Below are 17,514 nucleotides of genomic sequence, written 5' to 3'. Positions count from 1 at the left end.
TGACTGCTACCTTACCGCTATAAATCAGACAAGCTTACCAATTGGCGAGTGTAGTCTTGCTGGGGTGAATGGAACAAGTCTTCTGTTACACCTTGCTCTACCACTTGACCATCCTTAAGCACCAAAGTGTAGTGGCAAAGTGATTTGACGACATTTAAGTCGTGGCTGATAAAAAGATAAGTGAGTTCGTATTTTTGCTGAAGTGATTTTAAGAGGTCGAGTACTTGTGCTTGAACGGTTCTGTCTAGCGATGACGTCGGTTCATCCAATAGAATAAACTCAGGTTTAAGAATGATTGCCCTCGCAATGGCGATACGCTGCCTTTGCCCGCCTGAAAACTCGTTTGGGTAACGGTGACGAGTTGCTGAATCTAATCCTACTTCTTCCATCGTTTCACAGATTTGCTTATCCATCTCTGATTCAGATAGGTCTTGATGAACTTTCAGCCCTTCACCAATGATTTGAGCGACGGACATTCTCGGGTTGAGTGCGGAAAATGGGTCTTGAAATACCACCTGCATTTTTTTTCGCAGCGGAAGCATTTGTTTTCGCCCGAAGCTTTCTATTGATTCACCATCATATTGAATTATCCCTTCGCTGTTTAAGAGTCTAAGTATCGCCATGCCTGTGGTGGACTTTCCTGAGCCGCTTTCACCGACTAACCCTATCGTTTGTCCTTTTCGCAAACTGAAATTGACGTCTGTGACAGCTTTGATATGAGATACGACACGTTTGAGAATTCCTCCTGTAATGGGAAACCAAATTCTTAAATTTTCAGCGTGGACTAACACCTCGGCGTTTACGTCAGCACTTACTGGAGAGCCTTTGGGATCGGACTCGATGAGCTGCTGGGTATAGACATGTTCAGGATGAACAAATATCTCCTTGGTTGCGCCCACCTCTACAAGGTTGCCATGTTGCATCACAGCAACGTTATCGGCGATTTGCCTTACGATACTTAAATCGTGAGTGATGAACAGCATTGCCATTCCTAGCTCGTCTTGCAAAGATTTGAGCAATTCCAGTATTTGGGCTTGAACAGATACATCCAGTGCCGTAGTCGGCTCGTCTGCTATTAGCAATTCAGGTTCATTGATGAGTGCTAATGCAATCATTACACGCTGACGTTCCCCGCCAGATAGCTCGTGAGGATAGGCATCTATCTTAATTTCTGGGTTACGTATGCCGACTTTGTTTAGCCATTTAAGTGCGAGTTCTCGCGCTTGATTTGTTCTAAGCCCTCTATGAATTTCTACCGTCTCGACCAATTGGCGTCCGACTTTGTGAAGAGGGTTGAGCGATACCATGGGTTCCTGAAAAATCATTCCAATTCTTCCGCCACGTATACCGCGAAGATGCCTTTCGCTGCAGGTAAGGAGATCTTTGTCGTCAAATAAGATACTGCCAGATAGGTATTGCGTGCTTCCTTTTGGTAGCAATCTCAAAATGGCGTTAGCAGTGACCGACTTCCCCGAACCACTTTCGCCGACCAAAGCGAGCGTTTCGCCTGCTTGAATAGAGAGGTTCACTCCGTGCGTGATGACATCCACATCATTTTTGCGTCCGAACCCAACGGATAGATTACGAATCTTCAATACGCTCTCAGACATGTTTACCTCTGTTGATGTGGATCGAATGCATCACGTACAGCTTCCCCAACAAACACGAGTAAGCTCAACATAATAGACAATATGACAAACGCTGAAAAACCTAGCCAAGGCGCTTGAAGGTTTGCTTTTCCTTGCGCCAGTAATTCACCAAGGGAAGGGGAGCCAACGGGTAATCCAAAGCCCAAGAAATCCAGCGAGGTAAGGGTGGTAACAGAGCCTGATAGAATGAATGGCATCATGGTAAGCGTGGCAACCATGGCGTTAGGCAACATATGTCGAAGAATGATTCTGCGGTCACTGACTCCAAGCGCGTGTGCCGCTTTAACGTAATCAAAATTTCGACCACGAAGGAATTCGGCTCTTACCACTCCGACCAAACCCATCCAACTGAATAACACCATTATGCCGAGTAGCCACCAGAAATTGGGTTCTACAAAGCTTGATAAGATAATGAGCAGAAAGAGCGTCGGCATATTAGACCAAACTTCAATGAATCGCTGACCAAATAAGTCTAACTTTCCACCGTAATAACCTTGAGATGCCCCAATCACTACTCCTATGACGCTGGAGACGATGGTTAAAGCGAATCCGAACAAAACAGAGATCCGAAAGCCATAGATAATTCTGGAGAGCACATCTCTGCCTTTATCATCAGTGCCTAGCCAATTCACGTCGTCTGGTGGCGAAGGTGCAGGCTGCGTTAGGTCAAAATTGATCGTGTCATAGTGAAAGCGTATCAGTGGCCAAATGATGTAACCCTTTTCTTCGATGAGATCGGTCACATAAGGGTCGGTATAGTCAGCTTCTGCTTCAAACTCACCACCAAAGTCGGTTTCTGCGTACTGAATGGCGACGGGGTAGTACCATTGATTATCAAAACTGATGAACAGCGGTTTGTCATTGGCGATAAGTTCGGCAAATAAACTCACGAAAAACAGCAAACTAAATAGCCATAGAGACACGTAACCTCGTTTATTTGCCTTGAATCGCTGCCATCGTATTTCGAATAGTGGGCTCATGTTTACCTCCCTTCAAAATCGATTCTTGGATCGACCCAAGAGTAGGTAAGGTCGGAGATAATCGCTAAGATCAGCCCTAATAGCGTCATGATGTACAAGGTACTGAATACGACAGGGTAATCACGTTGAATGGTCGATTCAAAGCCAAGCAGCCCAACACCTTCTAGTGAAAACATGACTTCGATTAGCATTGAGCCTGTAAAAAAGATGCTGATGAAGGCGCTAGGAAAGCCCGCGATTATGATCAGCATGGCATTGCGAAAAACGTGTTTATACAAAATGCTTTGTTCATCCAGCCCTTTTGCCCGAGCGGTAACCACATACTGTTTGTTGATTTCGTCTAAGAACGAGTTTTTGGTGAGCATACTGAGCGTCGCGAATCCACCAATTACCATGGCAAGTGTCGGAAGAGCAAGATGCCAGAAATAATCTATGATTTGTTGATACCACGTCAGTTGATCAAAATTCGAAGAAACCAAACCTCTGAGTGGGAACCAACTGAAGTAGTTACCACTGGCGAACAGAATGATGAGCATGATGGCGAACAAAAATCCTGGGATGGCGTAGCCGACAATAACTAGGGCGCTACTCCAAATATCAAAGCGTGAACCGTGATGAATGGCCTTTAGAATACCTAATGGGATGGAGATAAAGTAAATGATGATGGTGCTCCATAACCCAAGGGAAATGGAGACGGGAAGCCGTTCTACAATAAGGTCGATGACATTGCCGCCTTTGAAAAGGCTCTCACCAAAGTTAAATGTGGCGTAGTTGTAAAGCATAGTGAAATAGCGTTCGTGCAGTGGTTTATCGAACCCAAACTGTTTTCGGATTTCTTCAACCACTTCAGGATCTAACCCACGTGAACCGCGATAATTTCCGGATGCGTCATCCGCTGGTGTGCTTTGGGCTATTTCTTGGCCGCCGCCAGTAAAACGCTCCATTACGCCAGATTCCAGCCCCTCGATTTGGGCCAGAGCTTGTTCAACAGGACCACCAGGCGCAATCTGAATTACAAAGAAATTGATCGTAATGATGGCCCAGAGTGTTGGGATTACCAGCAATAACCTTCGAAATATATAGGCTGTCATAAATCCTTTTAAGCTTGTTATTTTCTATGCCGTTCTCTTGCTCTCGCTATTTGCGTTGAACCAGAGTTGAATATCGTTAGATAAGTGAAGTACCACCCCGTTAGAGGTGGCATCAAGAATATTACCGACGTTTCTCTGGCAACTTTTGAGCCTTATCGGTATTGATCCACCAAGTATCCAGCCCTAAGTCATACGCGGGTCGTGTTGCTGGTCGGTCAAATTTGTCCCAAGAAGCCACGCGGAAAATACCAATATGCCAAGTCGGAATGGCAAGAAAGTTCCATTGCAAAACTCGGTCGAGTGCTCGACCCAAATAAATGAGCTTAGTAGGGTTGTCTTGATTATCTGCAATAGCTTCAGTCAGGCTATCAATAGTGGAATCAATCAAGCCTGGGCGGTTATAGGTGCTGTCTAGAAATTTACTGTGCCAGACTAGTTGAGTATTAGGGCTTGGATAGTTTCCAGAAGAGATTTGTGCGAACACCATATCGTAATCTCTGTCGCGGTAACGCTTCAAATATTGCGTGGTGTCGATGGTACGAATTTTCATTTCTATCCCCATTTGTTTCAGGTTTTTCTGAATAGGGATAGAGAGTCGCTCTGTACTGGGGCTATAGATAAGCAGTTCGAATGTCATGGCTTCACCCGTTTCGACATTTGTCATGACTTTGTTCTTTAATTCCCAGCCTGCTGATTTGAGCAATTTGAAAGCGGTACGCATTTGTGCGCGGATTCGACCACTTCCGTCGGTAGAAGGAGGCACGTACACATCAGTAAAGATTCGGTCGGGTACTTTACCTTTAAAGGGAGTTAGAATTTTCAGTTCTTGTTCGTCGGGAAGTGACTTCGCTTGATAATCGGTATTTTGAAAATAGCTGCTTGTTCGTGAGTATTGATTGTAGAACAAGTTCTTGTTCATCCACTCAAAATCCATCGCATACGTTAGAGCTTCTCGAACTCGAATATCTTGAAAAACAGGTCGTTGGACGTTAAACACAAAGCCTTGCATGGGTTGTGGAATGGAGTGAGGAATTTCTTCTTTTTTAATGTAGCCTTTGTCGAAGTTGGTTCCAGTGTAAGCGGTTGCCCAGTTTTTAGATATGTTCTCTCTTCGATAATCGTATTCACCAGCTTTAAATGCTTCCAGCATAACGGTGTCATCGCGATAATAGTCGTAAACAACCGTATCAAAGTTGTTTCTACCTATGTTGACAGGGAGCGACGCTCCCCAATAATCTTTTACGCGGCTATAAGTGACACTTTGCCCAGACTTATAACTGGTTATTTTGTATGGCCCGCTGCCTATCGGTGGCGTATCTAATGGTTCTGAGAAGTCTTTATCCTTCCAGTAATGAGAAGGTAGGACAGACATGTTACGAATCAGTGAGAAAAGGATTTCTTTATTACCAGTATTCAGCTCTACTCGCGCAGTAGTGTCGCTGATAGCTTTCACGGATTTGACGTCTTTGTAATACGTTCTGTATTGAACAACGCCCTGTGTCATGAACTTTTGAAAGGTAAATTCCACATCATGAGCTGTAATAGGTTTTCCGTCATGAAACTTTGCAGAGGGGCGAATATCGACTTCCATCCAGTCGTAGTCTTGGGTATAGCGAACTTTTTCTGCAATCAGAGCGTAGGAGGTGTCCAGCTCATCTGTCGATGAGTAAAACAAGGAATCGTAGAGCTCGCCACTTGCTGCCGCGGAATCACCCCTTGAGGCATAGCGGTTAAAACTGTCGTAAGTGCCAATTTGTGCGTAGGTGACTTTTCCGCCTTTGGGAGCGTTAGGGTTAACAAAGTCAAAGTGTTTAAATCCTACGGGGTACTTTGCTTCCCCAAAGCCAACAAGCCTATCTGATTCGATAACATTAGAAGCAAACACGACGCCGCATTGAAGTATCAACCCTAAAGCCATTACCGTCTTTCTTACCATGTACACTCTCCCTGTGAATCTGAGTTTTTGTGTTGCTTTAGTCTTTGTTTTGATTAAAAAACCATCGTCCTATATAAATTTCTAGCAGCAATATTGGAATTTTGAAAGAAGCGTTTTACTTGAATGTGAAGTGATGGATTCTTATTTCGTCGGGGTCTTATCCCTAAGGCATTTTGGGCTTGATATTCAAGGATAAGTATTTACAGCTAGGGCAATAATCTCTAGAACGCTCGTAATTTCTAGCGCAGATAAACCTAGCTGGGAAAAGAAGCTGAAAGGTAGGGCGGGGGAATAAAAGTATTGTGAGAGAAAAAACGCAGCGTCGGTGCGCTGCGTTTTGATTCGTTTTAGCTAATGGATCTTTCTTCTTTTTCCGGTCTAGAAACGAAGGTTAAGAAGAAATCCTTCACGCGGATAAATAGGTTTCCAATGTCTTGCAATATGAGATAGAGACATGGAACCAAAACCAACGTGAGTAAAGTAGCAAACAATACGGCAAAGCCAAGCGCTACCGCCATTGGGATAACAAATCGCGCTTGAAGGCTGGTTTCGAACATAATAGGAAGAACACCAGCAAATGTCGTAATAGAGGTCAGCAATATCGCCCTAAAGCGAGCACAACCCGCTTCAATAACCGCATCTTTCACCGATAGACCTTTTGCTCTGGCTTGGTTCACGTAGTCGGTCATCACTAGCGAATCATTTATCACAACACCCGCAGCGGCTATTAAACCGAACATGGACATCATGCTCATATCTAAACCAAACCAGTAATGCCCCCATATTGAACCCGTTAAACTAAACGGGATGACAGACATAATGATCAACGGCTGTGCGTAACTCTTCAAAGGTACAGCGAGCAGAATATAAACAATGATCATCCCCGCAATGAAAAAAGCCATTTGTTCATTTTGTTGCGCTTGCTGCTCTTCGATTGATCCGCCCAGCTGAGTTTTAACACCGGGGTATTTCGCGGTTATTTCTGGAAGCAACGTAGAGTCAACCAATTCGACGACTTCGTTTGGCTCGACCACCTCTTCATCTATCGAACCATAAACATAGACGGTGCGATAACCTTCTTCCCGACGGATGCTGCTGATCCCCGGTTTTTGGTCTATTTCAACCACATCACCCAACATGACTTTATTGCCAGATGGCGTAGTGATAACCGCATATCGTAATGAAGAAAATGCTTCACGCGTAAGCTTAGGGTAGCGAACCATTACTTTCACTTCTTCACCATCGCGTATGATTCGTTGCGCTTCCCCTCCATAGAAACTGCCACCAACTTGCTTAGCAATGTCGGAGAGATCCAAGCCTAAGTCGTAGGCAACTGGAGCAAGAGAAAGCAGGACTTCTTTACTGCCTGTGTCGATGGAAGATGAAATGTCATAAAGACCATTTTGTTCTTGCAGTTTCGCGATCAACTCGCGACCTGCATTGTTCAACGTTTCAATGTTTGGACCAAACAGTAAATAACCAAATTCATCACCGCCGTCTCCACCGTTAACATCATCAATGATTGTGATGGATTTAAGACCGGGGATAACGGGAATCCTCTCGCGCCAACGGCGGGAAAGTTCAAACGTGTTGAATGGGCGAAGATCTTCATCGACTAATGGAATAACGATACGTCCGCTTGTGCGGCCACGATTCATCGACAGCAGATCTTTAATCATTCCCTGTCCATGAGTATCAATGGTTTCATTTTCAACATCCCATATAACATCTTCAATAACACGCAATGCTTCAATGGTTTGCTCATCGGATACATTGTCGTTCATTGTTATCCTAACGCCCGGGAAGTCATGAGGAACTTTAGGGGAAGGAACGACACGAACATGATTAGCAGCAATCATCGCGTAACTGATGGCTAATATCGCGATAAAGGTAGCAAAGACTGTCCAGCGCCATTGCGTACAGCGCGTGACAAAATTGCGGTATGGACCATTAACAAAGCCAAAAAAACGCTTATTAAATCGGTCTCGCCAACTGCCTTCTTTAATTGGCGTAAACTTGGTATGTGCCAAGTGTGCAGGCAGAATGAGCTTTGACTCAATCAAACTAAAGATAAGACAGAGAATAACGACCGACGCGATTCCAAAAAAGAACGCTCGCTCAGGTCCTGTAGACATAATAAATGGGGCAAATACGGCTATAGTTGTCAAAACACCAAAAGTAGCAGGGGTTGCCACCTTTTTTACGCCTCGGACAACATTGTTAACGCCGCCCCCATGCTTCTCAATTTCTGAGTAGGCGCTTTCCCCCATAACAATGGCATCATCAACTACGATACCCAGCACCATGATGAAGGCGAACAAAGAAATAATATTAATGCTAACGCCAACAACGGGCATGAGCATCATGGCGCCTAAGAAGCAGACAGGAAGGCCAACCATTACCCAAAACGCCAGTTTTACACGCAGGAAAATACTGAGCATGATGGCAACAAGTACCGCACCTTGGAGTAGATTTTTAAGCATCATATCCAAGCGCGCATTCAAATAGTACGTCATGTCCACTAAAGTCTTGATTTTCATCCCTTCAGGTAACGTCTTATTTTTGTGTTCGATATACGCCTTTACTGACTCCGCGACGGGAATCATATTCTGATCTTTGGTTGCTTGCACGGAAAGGTAAATTGCGTTTTGTCCCGTGTATTTGAAGTGGCGCTCACCTTCGACAAACCCATCTTTAATCGTGGCGATATCCTGAAGATGAACTTTTGCACCATTTGCGCCAATTTTTACAGGAATGTGGCGAAACTCTTCACCGCGGTAGTATTGATTTTCAATTCGAACGGAAATCATACCCGTATTGGTGCTGACTTCTCCTGCTGAGTAATTCGCTGAATAACGCTGAATGGCATTGGTGATGTCGTTCAATGTTAGATCGTACTTTCTTAGCGTATCAGGGTGAACCTCGATGGCGATTTCATCTTCTGGTGCGCTTAAATCGACGAGTGCTACATTGCTGAGTTGAAGCAGTTCGTCTTCAATGACTTTCGCTAAAGGTTTTAGCTCTGTTAGCGGTTTGTCGCCAACCAGAGCCATTTCGATGACATCTTGCTGCCATTCGACTTGGTATACGTTGACGGGTTCCATTGACGCTGGGAAGGAGGCAATGGAATCGACTTTTTGCTTCACCTTATCCAATACATCACTGAGCTCAGCATCGACGTCAATTTCAAGTGACAGATGTGCACTACCACGTGAAGCCGTAGAAACCGCTTTTTTAATGTCTGTTACATCTTTCAGCGATTCTTCAATTTTTATCAAAATGCTTTCTTCAATCTCTTGAGGGGAAGCACCGGGATAGGAAGCACTGATGTTAACGTAGTTAACTTCGATGTTTGGGAACATCTGTCTTTGAATGAAGAAATAACTCACAGCGCCCATGATGATAATGAAAATCATCATTAAATTGGCAGCGACTGAGTTATTAGCGAAATAAGCAATCAACCCTTTTTCCGTTGGTTGAGTCGGTTTGTTTGTATCCATGTCCATGAATCAGTCCTTATTTCGCAACACTAGCGGATTCAGACCCTGATTGGGCGATTTCGACATTCATGCCTTTTTGTGGGTATTCAGGTAATGTCAGAACCACCTGATCTTTCTCTTCAATCCCGCTACCAATCAAGAAAAACTCACCTTCTTCACGTAAAACATTAACGGTTCTTGGCTCTAGTTGGTTCTCTTCATTCACGATCCAAACAGTTCGATTGTTCACAAGTTCTTGTGGAAGACGGTAGATGTGTTTGAGCTCTTTACCCGCAAATCGCACCTGCACGTAGGAGCCGAACTTTAAGATAGGTCTGTCCGAGTTTACGCCATAAGGATCTTCAATTTGGACCACAAGGTTAACCATTCGCGTGCTGCTGTCGACTATGCCGAGATCTCGAGAAATAAAGCCCTCACGCTCTATTGCGCGAACCCCTTTTTCAATAACGGTAGCTTTGATGCCTCTGAGAGTTTCAGGAAGGAATGAACTATCGAACCCAGCGATAGGGATGCTGACTTCCGCTGCTTCAATGTTGTTGAGTTGTGCGACTTCAGAGCCTGCCGAAACATACTGACCCACACCAATATTTCGTGATACAACGAGTGCATCATACGGTGCAAGTACTGTACAGTTTTCTAGGTCGCGTCTTGCGCGCTTTAAGCCGGCTTGGGCCGATTTTACTTGTGCTTGAGCACTCAATACTTGAGGCTTTCTTAAGTACAAGTCTGTCACTTGCTTTTTGTTTAGCGTTCTTGCTTGTTTTTGAGCGACCTTAGCTTTGGCTTGCTCTTCTATGAGTGAGGCTTTTGCACTAGCGAGTGATGCTTCTGCTTGTAAGACCGCTGCTTCGTAGTTATCTCGCTCTAATTGAAATAAAACCTCACCGCGTTTCACTATCCCACCAGCGACAAAATTGGGGTGCCAACTTGTCACTTCCCCTGATACTTGAGCGGAAAGTCGTGTCTGTTCTACGGGAGAAATTTCGCCAAAGCTTGAAATGATGACTTGGTGGTCACTTGGGAATATGTTTTCAGCTTGAACCAAAGGAATGGTGACAACCTCTTTCTTTTCCTCCGCTTCTGGTCCGTTTGCTGCGATTACATTGAAAGCGCCATAAGCGCCACCAAGAATTACTACTGGAGCCAACCAACGTAATAATTTTTTAGACATTTGCTTCCCTTTTCTTCTTTAAGTTCATCTCTAATACGGATAAAAATGAGATCCGGTTTCGTTGTGTTTTGAATGAACAGTTCAAAGATTGACGCACGTTAGAATGTTCAATCAACTCAGTTATGGGTACAACGTTTTTCGAGATTTTTGCAAACTAAGTGCCAATATTAAACTTGTGTAATAACAGTCGGTTATGACAATGCTATGTATTTATCGTTCCATTCGATTGGTTTGATTAGCTAAGTGTTAGTAAAAAACACCACGTTGAAGATTACTTGCAAGAACCCGTTCAGCACGTACAACCAAATCTTACGGATTGCCGATATCATGTCAGGCAACCATTAACGCAGGATTAATTGACCTGAATCGTTAGCATGAGTTCACCCGCCGACGTTAGAGACATTTTCTATGTCTGTATTATAAAGAGATGATGGATTCGATGAGTGACAGTTTGTGACAGTGGTTTGGTGATTGTGTCGTATTCGTGTGCGCTCCTGATTTTGAAGTAGAGAGGCTTGAATTGAAACAGAATATGAGGCCCTGAAACCTGCACTTTGAGGTCACTTGGGTATATACACAAAGTGACTTACACATTATATAAGTTATTTTAAGTGTAACGTTAGTAACAGCATTAAAATTAAGGATAAGCAAAATAACGATATATTTTCCAAAACAAAAAGGCTTTTATAACTTGTCATACTTAGGTTGTAACTGTTATATCCTTATCTATGATTTCTATTTTTCTCTATATAAAGTCTTTTTATTAAAAGCGATAAGTTTGAGTGTTTATTCATCAATAAAAATAAACATAAGTACAAGAAACGTCGATGTAACATTTCTCGACTATAAGACATTTGGAAGTGTGGATGGCTAGATGTTCTTGTAACTCATTGTTATGTAAATGATAACCTTTTTCATTGTGAAAGAGCTAATGTACGACTTATTAACCAACTGTAACAAATTTAAATAATTCTATTTATTTTATGTTTTTGACCTCTATTTGATATATATATCACTAACAAATAAAAAAACGCCATATTACTGACTGCATGTCAATTTAATGGCTTAAAATTTAACCAATTAAAATGGGTAAAGCTTGTTTTTATTGTGGACAAAAATAAGGTGCTGCTCTATATTCCTGCCTTCTATATATGACCAGCAGGGATGCAGTTAACAAACTGTATGAGGTACCTATGCCATTTTCTTTGAAAAATATATCAATTCGAGTTCAAGTCCTAATCCCGGTACTTATTCTTGTCATCGCTTTATTTGGTTCACTTTGGATAACAAAAATGAATCTGGAAGCTGAACAAAAAGACATGGCAGAAAATGTAAGTTCATTAGTTTTCTATAAAGATACCCTTGCCAAGCTAGACGATACTATATACCCGCTAAGAATCAGTGCCGTATACGCCATTTACGATCCTAGCCGCCGAGACGACTTTCAATTACATCTGCGTGAGAAAGGACAGTTTCTTACCCAGCAACTATCGCAGCTTGAAAAAACAACTGTTTTCCAACGCGAAGTCGATAAGGTGAAACAATCTATTTCAGCGTACGTAGATTACTCGCACCGAGCGGTGCCAATTCTTAATAAGCACGATAACGGCACACTATCAGATGCTAAGTTTGATGCGTTTATCTCTGAATACCGGAAGATTGGTAACGATATGGTGCAAGAGATCAACGCACTATCGAAGCAAGTCAATGAATACGCAATGGAGCACTTGGACGACAGCTTAAGACGCAACGAACAAGTTAAATCCAATGCAACTTACATACTGTTAGCGGTATTTGCGATTTCACTAACAGTGGCGTGGTGGTTATCTGGCTTGATTGTCACACCTATAACTAAGTTGCAAGACGTTATGCGCAAGCTGGCGGCTGGTCATCTAACGGTAAGAGCCGATCAAGACGGTGACAACGAGATCGCTAAGCTAAGTGCTGATGTAAACACTACGGTTTCTCAGTTGCACGAAACAGTAGGAGCGCTAACGCGCATTAGTGAAGATGTTGCCTCTGCATCAACCGAGTTGGCAGCGGTAATGACGCAAGCTGAACGAAATGCCCAGCAAGAACAAAATGAGTTGGAGCAAGTAGCATCCGCGGTAACTGAGCTCGCAAGTACTGCTGATAACGTATCCGACAATGCGACAGCGGCGGATTCTACGGCCAAGCAAGCTGACCAATTAGCAAAATCAAGCCTAGATGTATTTAAAGAAGCTGAAGATGCGAACGCGCAAATGTCTTCATCATTGAATGAGGCGGCAAGTGTCGTGACTCAGCTTCAAGAGCAATCCGAGCAAATCAACAATGTCATTGAAGTAATTCGTGGTGTATCTGAGCAAACCAACTTATTAGCGTTGAATGCAGCGATTGAAGCAGCACGCGCTGGAGAGTCGGGCAGAGGCTTCGCCGTTGTGGCAGATGAAGTGAGAATGCTGGCGGCACGTACGCAAGATTCAACTCAAGAAATCCAAGCCATTATTGAAGAGCTACAAGCTAAATCTGGTTTAGCTAACCAAAGTATGCAAACCAGTTTGGAGATGCTGAAGTTAAACGAATCGCTGAGCAATCAAGCAAATGATTCCGTTGTAGGGATTACTGAATCGGTGGCGGATATCAATGATATGAACGCTCAGGTCGCGACTGCAGCAGAACAGCAATCTCAGGTAACACAGGATATTAACCGTAACATCAACAACATGTCGGAGCTTGTTAACCAAAATGTTACGGGTATTAGCCAAAGTGCGACAGCAAGTGGTGAGTTATCTGAATTGGCAGAACAGCAAAAACATCAGCTTTCTTTCTTTAAGCTATAGAGTTGTATAGAGGCTTTAAGCAATAGTGTTTTGTCGGCTTAGTTCGCGACTCTCTATCCATTACCAACACTCTATCCATAATGATTAAATCCAACGGCCTGCTTTCAAGCAGGCCGTTTTTGTCTGACGCCGATCGCGCTTTTGTTTAATTTCTTTGGGTATAGTGAGAATTTGGTCGATGAGAACGTCAGATAAGGCAAGGAAAAAGAATGAAAAGAGTGGCAGTTATTTTAAGTGGTTGTGGTGTATATGACGGAGCAGAAATTCATGAAGCCGTATTGTCTATGTTCGCGATAGAGCAAAATGGAGCTTCTTGGCATTGTTTTGCTCCAAATATTGAACAGCATCATGTTGTTAATCATCTAAACGGGGAAGTAACGACTGAAACTCGAAATGTTCTTTCTGAATCTGCACGAATCGCACGAGGGAATATTCAAGATATCGACGAATTAAAGGTAAGCGAGTTTGACGCACTCCTTGTACCTGGCGGGTTTGGGGTAGCTAAAAACTTGTCTTCGTTCGCGTTTGATGGCAAGGAATGCCGTGTGCACAGTTCAGTACTTGACGTATGCAAGGCATTTGCTCATGAAGGCAAACCTGCGGGGTATATGTGTATTGCGCCAGCGCTATTGCCCAAAATTTACGGGGAAGGAGTTAAGTTGACGATCGGGAAAGATGCAGAAACCGCGTCGACGTTAGAGTCTATGGGGGCAAAGCACGTTAACTGCGATGTGACAGATATACTTGTTGATGAAGAACGAAAGCTCATTACCACGCCAGCTTATATGTTAGCTGAATCGATTTCTGAAGCGTCTGCTGGGATTAATAAGTTGGTTAAAGCACTACTCGATAGGTTGTAATGATTAAGGTTATTGACCGACCAGCCCCATATAAAAGGGGCTGGGTGAATTCTAAGGTCTTAGCCTGGTCTGCCATCGACTCTTGGTGACCAAAGCATAGGGGCAAACTTCCACACAAATAGCGCGAACGCGACAACCCACAACAATGCCGATGTGTGAATCAGTGGCATCATGGCTGATGGTGCTACAGAAACGCCAATACTACGCAGCACAGCCGCTAAGATTAATGCCGCAAAGGCAAATCTCATCTTCGGTCCTTTGTAAATCTCTCGACCAGTATGCCCCATCGTTACTCTCGATATCATAGAGAGAATTAAACCACCGAGAGCACCTAATGCGATGAGATGCAGCATAGTATGGCTTACAAAGCCATTAGAAGTTAGCCCGCGAACGGTTAATGTAATGGGAATGCAAAGGTACGCTAAGTGTAGAGACCAAACCAAAGGTTCAGAGAAGGTTTTCCATGTTTTCCAACGAGCCACTCTATAAAATTGACCTACCGCGGCAATGAGCATTAGCCACTGCCCAACTTGTTGATCTGTAAGAGGGAAAAAGCTCGTTATAAATAAAAGTACTAAAGGTAGTGTTGCCACCCACTCTAGCCAAACTATTGGTTGCGGTTTTTCGAACTGAAATCGTCTGGCGGTAAAAAACGGAATGACTCTTCCTCCCATGATGGAGAGCAACAACACAAACCACCACATCATCGATTGCCATACAGCACTTGCAGGAAATGGGGGCAAACCTTTAATGACCGCGTAGCTTGCGAAGTTAGCGCCTATGGCTAGCAAAAACATCGGCACAAAGAATAAGTTTTTCCAGCCTTTTGTTCTAAATACTCGATAACCAATTTCATAAGCTGTCGCGAGAAGAAACATGGCTTCGATGATAGAGATGAGCCAGAGGGGAGTGGGTGTCCAAAACAATACTCTAGGAAGGCACCACAGCAAGAAAATTGCCGCTAGCCGATATCCCTTCGTTCCATTGACACCCGTCCAGTTTTGTACCGCGGTGAGAACAAAGCCAGCCACAATCGCCATAGCGAAACCAAAAAACATCTCATGTACATGCCACCATAATGCAGGGACATTTAAGTCGCTAGGTTGACCGCTCTGAAAGGCGTATACCCAAACTACAATAGCGATAATTGCGTAGATCGGACCCGCTAGAAAGAATGGCCTAAAACCAAGACGTAAGATAGGGGGGATCTTGTTTTCGACTCTCATATCGGTGATGTTTAACATTGCTCATACCTTTAGACTTTAAAGATGTATTTATAATACAACTTTAAAGCTGTTTCGCTATAAAAACTTTGATTCATCTCAGTTCATCTAGAGAATTTGATAGCTCTATAACTAAGTAACATCATAGAGCTGGCAAGTTCATAATTCTAAGTGTTGCGATGTCTTCGTATATGAGAAGCAATGGGCATTCAGGTAGGAGAGGGCTTGGAGGTTGGTGTTATTACTTGGGTTATATCACCTATTAAAAAACGCGCTTTAATTAGCGCGTTTTGTGGGTCATTTGAGCTGTGGTTAACAGACGTTCAAATTGAGTTGCAGATCGTAGGGTAGGGCAGAAAGCCTGCGAGTGATCTTGGTTCTTGTGCGTTCTATATCACCTATCTCGATGGATTTCTTATTGGTATGAATATCAACATCCACTCTAAGTTCACGACCTATTTTAGTTACACCAGTAACATGAATGTCTTGTGGCATTTCTTGCTCTACCGCTGATATGCCTTTATCTACTTTCTGGCACAGTTCTTTATTGGGTGACATCATCAGCAATTCACGAAGTGCGTCTTTCAACATATCAAACGGTACTTTAATAAAATAGAAAGACATACACACCATCATAGCTGGATCGGCGTATACAGCATATTCACTATATGGGGAAATAGAAACCAACCACGCAACAACAAACCCTGCTGTGACGACGATACTCAGTAAGGTGTCCATTTGCCATTGTTTGGCTTCTGCTTCAATTAATCCAGAGGAATGTTGCTTACTTTTACGAGCAATGACCCACCATGCGTATCCGCAACCTAAAACATTCACCACACCAAATAGTGTTGCAATAGAAGCATCGACCTCACGTCCGCCCGTCAATAGGGCTTCAATTGCTGAATACAAGGCATACACCACAACACCGAGAATGGATGTTGCTTTGATAATAATGACAATGGGTTCGATAACCGCGCGACCGAAGGGGAATTGTGCATCAGACGGCTTTTGAATGTACCACGCGGCGGCTAGTGACAATAAAGTTAACAGCAGACTAATCAAGGAGTAGACACCATCAAAAACAATAACCAGCGAACCTACCCATAATCCAAGAATCAAACCACCGAATGCAAAGCCAGAGGCTAAAAGGGCTGAAAAGGTTAATACGCTGTTTTCGTTTTTGCTTGTCCTAGCACACATAAAATGTCTCGGTTATTAATACACTTTCATTCTTCGTGCTAGATGGACATTTTACAAACAAAAACTGACTGAGTAAAAGCCGGTTAAGTTACGATTGAAAATTTAATCATTTAAAATCAATACTTTGAGGTTTTATTATGGTGCCAGTATAATTGGCGGTCAGTGATGAGCTAGAAATCAAAAAGGTAGTCGCTGAGTTTGTCGGCCAGCCAAACCATAGCGGCATCCTCTGTCATTCCTGCTGCGGTGAACATGCAATAGTCTTCTTGAGTCAGACCATAGGTATGCTTAATTACCGCGATTTTTTCTTGACGAAGCAGAGGGCGAATCAAGGGTTCAGGTAACACGCCCCAAGCATCTTCTCCGAGAATGGTACTGAGCATGTAATCAAAGCTTGAAAAGCCAATGTAGCGAAGTGAGAAAGGCTGAAGTTCTGGGTTATCTTTTTCGTTCAGGTAGGCGATGGACGCTTGCATCGCATTTCGTAAATCTTCATCTGCGACACGGCGCATTTTTGTTAAAGGATGTCCGGTTCGACAAACGGACATCATTCGAATTTTACCTATCGGATGGTAAGTGACACGTGGATCATCCGTTCGCTCGTAATCGACACCGAATGCGAAATCCACTTGCTGCGTTTCGACCAGGTTAGCGAGGTCGCCGCTCGATGCGAGGACCATGTTAAAGGAGGTGGCAGGAAATTTTTTGTTTATCTGGTGCGCTAGATTTTGCCATAGTTCATCTGGAAGTGAGTCGTCTCGCGCAATCCATACTTCTGCATTAAATTCACCGGATACTTGGCGGCAAGTTTGCACGATCCTTTTTTGTGTCACCAGTAAACTTTCGCAATCTTTATAAATTGCTTTACCTGCTTCTGAGAGGGAAAGGTGGTTGCCTGAGCGCACAAACAATTCTGTATTCAGTTCCTTCTCTAACGCTTTTATCGCCATACTGAGTTTGGTTCTGTTGCATTCGAGTTGCCGAGCTGCTTCAGAAACCGAACCAACGTCAGCGACGGTGCAAAAGGCTTCAACTTGAGAAAGGTTCATAAAGTGCGTAATTCCAGATAGGTTTATGGG

General features: G+C 43.5%; 11 protein-coding genes. 2 read left to right on the top strand and 9 right to left on the bottom strand.

Annotated elements, in window-relative coordinates; genetic code table 11:
• Positions 1 to 17 precede the first annotated feature (17 nt).
• The 6 genes from Q8W40_RS23265 to Q8W40_RS23240 form a co-directional block, all read right to left on the bottom strand.
• Positions 18 to 1,610, bottom strand: coding sequence for an ABC transporter ATP-binding protein (locus Q8W40_RS23265; RefSeq protein ID WP_305400635.1), 1,593 nt, complete (start codon positions 1,608 to 1,610; stop codon positions 18 to 20).
• Between the two features lie 2 nt (positions 1,611 to 1,612).
• Complete coding sequence (locus Q8W40_RS23260) at positions 1,613 to 2,629, bottom strand: ABC transporter permease (RefSeq protein ID WP_126608632.1); 1,017 nt, start codon at positions 2,627 to 2,629, stop codon at positions 1,613 to 1,615.
• A 2-nt stretch (positions 2,630 to 2,631) separates the two neighbouring features.
• Positions 2,632 to 3,720, bottom strand: a complete 1,089-nt coding sequence (locus tag Q8W40_RS23255; protein ID WP_305400632.1) for a microcin C ABC transporter permease YejB — start codon at positions 3,718 to 3,720, stop codon at positions 2,632 to 2,634.
• A gap of 121 nt (positions 3,721 to 3,841) precedes the next feature.
• Positions 3,842 to 5,656, bottom strand: coding sequence for an extracellular solute-binding protein (locus Q8W40_RS23250; RefSeq protein ID WP_305400630.1), 1,815 nt, complete (start codon positions 5,654 to 5,656; stop codon positions 3,842 to 3,844).
• A 347-nt stretch (positions 5,657 to 6,003) separates the two neighbouring features.
• Positions 6,004 to 9,156: an efflux RND transporter permease subunit gene (locus tag Q8W40_RS23245; protein ID WP_305400672.1), complete on the bottom strand. Its 3,153-nt coding sequence runs from the start codon at positions 9,154 to 9,156 to the stop codon at positions 6,004 to 6,006.
• 16 nt (positions 9,157 to 9,172) lie between these two features.
• A complete protein-coding gene (locus Q8W40_RS23240) occupies positions 9,173 to 10,327 on the bottom strand; it encodes an efflux RND transporter periplasmic adaptor subunit (RefSeq protein ID WP_305400628.1) in 1,155 nt (384 codons plus the stop codon).
• A 1,193-nt stretch (positions 10,328 to 11,520) separates the two neighbouring features.
• Between Q8W40_RS23240 and Q8W40_RS23235 the strand changes: the two genes are divergently transcribed.
• Positions 11,521 to 13,149: a methyl-accepting chemotaxis protein gene (locus tag Q8W40_RS23235; protein ID WP_305400626.1), complete on the top strand. Its 1,629-nt coding sequence runs from the start codon at positions 11,521 to 11,523 to the stop codon at positions 13,147 to 13,149.
• Between the two features lie 209 nt (positions 13,150 to 13,358).
• Positions 13,359 to 14,009: an isoprenoid biosynthesis glyoxalase ElbB gene (elbB, locus tag Q8W40_RS23230; RefSeq protein WP_305400623.1), complete on the top strand. Its 651-nt coding sequence runs from the start codon at positions 13,359 to 13,361 to the stop codon at positions 14,007 to 14,009.
• 59 nt (positions 14,010 to 14,068) lie between these two features.
• Here elbB and Q8W40_RS23225 read toward each other — a convergent pair whose 3' ends face one another.
• The 3 genes from Q8W40_RS23225 to Q8W40_RS23215 all read right to left on the bottom strand — a co-directional run bounded on the left by Q8W40_RS23225 (position 14,069) and on the right by Q8W40_RS23215 (position 17,484).
• Complete coding sequence (locus Q8W40_RS23225; protein ID WP_305400620.1) at positions 14,069 to 15,253, bottom strand: NnrS family protein; 1,185 nt, start codon at positions 15,251 to 15,253, stop codon at positions 14,069 to 14,071.
• 291 nt (positions 15,254 to 15,544) lie between these two features.
• Positions 15,545 to 16,435, bottom strand: a complete 891-nt coding sequence (locus Q8W40_RS23220) for a cation diffusion facilitator family transporter (RefSeq protein WP_305400618.1) — start codon at positions 16,433 to 16,435, stop codon at positions 15,545 to 15,547.
• A gap of 170 nt (positions 16,436 to 16,605) precedes the next feature.
• Complete coding sequence (locus Q8W40_RS23215) at positions 16,606 to 17,484, bottom strand: LysR family transcriptional regulator (protein ID WP_101110989.1); 879 nt, start codon at positions 17,482 to 17,484, stop codon at positions 16,606 to 16,608.
• Positions 17,485 to 17,514: the final 30 nt, after the last annotated feature.

It is taken from the genome of Vibrio penaeicida, from assembly GCF_030689305.1.
Taxonomy (GTDB): Bacteria; Pseudomonadota; Gammaproteobacteria; order Enterobacterales; family Vibrionaceae; genus Vibrio; species Vibrio penaeicida_B.
The sequence above is the reverse complement of the archived record's forward strand: the minus strand, read 5'-3'. Positions and strand labels throughout refer to the sequence as shown.

What these genes read in the sequence shown, in the direction of transcription:
- Q8W40_RS23265 (WP_305400635.1), bottom strand. Translation starts at nt 1,610, where the DNA reads ATGTCTGAGAGCGTATTGAAGATTCGTAATCTATCCGTTGGGTTCGGA.
- Q8W40_RS23260 (WP_126608632.1), bottom strand. Translation starts at nt 2,629, where the DNA reads ATGAGCCCACTATTCGAAATACGATGGCAGCGATTCAAGGCAAATAAA.
- Q8W40_RS23255 (WP_305400632.1), bottom strand. Translation starts at nt 3,720, where the DNA reads ATGACAGCCTATATATTTCGAAGGTTATTGCTGGTAATCCCAACACTC.
- Q8W40_RS23250 (WP_305400630.1), bottom strand. Translation starts at nt 5,656, where the DNA reads ATGGTAAGAAAGACGGTAATGGCTTTAGGGTTGATACTTCAATGCGGC.
- Q8W40_RS23245 (WP_305400672.1), bottom strand. Translation starts at nt 9,156, where the DNA reads ATGGATACAAACAAACCGACTCAACCAACGGAAAAAGGGTTGATTGCT.
- Q8W40_RS23240 (WP_305400628.1), bottom strand. Translation starts at nt 10,327, where the DNA reads ATGTCTAAAAAATTATTACGTTGGTTGGCTCCAGTAGTAATTCTTGGT.
- Q8W40_RS23235 (WP_305400626.1), top strand. Translation starts at nt 11,521, where the DNA reads ATGCCATTTTCTTTGAAAAATATATCAATTCGAGTTCAAGTCCTAATC.
- elbB (WP_305400623.1), top strand. Translation starts at nt 13,359, where the DNA reads ATGAAAAGAGTGGCAGTTATTTTAAGTGGTTGTGGTGTATATGACGGA.
- Q8W40_RS23225 (WP_305400620.1), bottom strand. Translation starts at nt 15,253, where the DNA reads ATGTTAAACATCACCGATATGAGAGTCGAAAACAAGATCCCCCCTATC.
- Q8W40_RS23220 (WP_305400618.1), bottom strand. Translation starts at nt 16,435, where the DNA reads ATGTGTGCTAGGACAAGCAAAAACGAAAACAGCGTATTAACCTTTTCA.
- Q8W40_RS23215 (WP_101110989.1), bottom strand. Translation starts at nt 17,484, where the DNA reads ATGAACCTTTCTCAAGTTGAAGCCTTTTGCACCGTCGCTGACGTTGGT.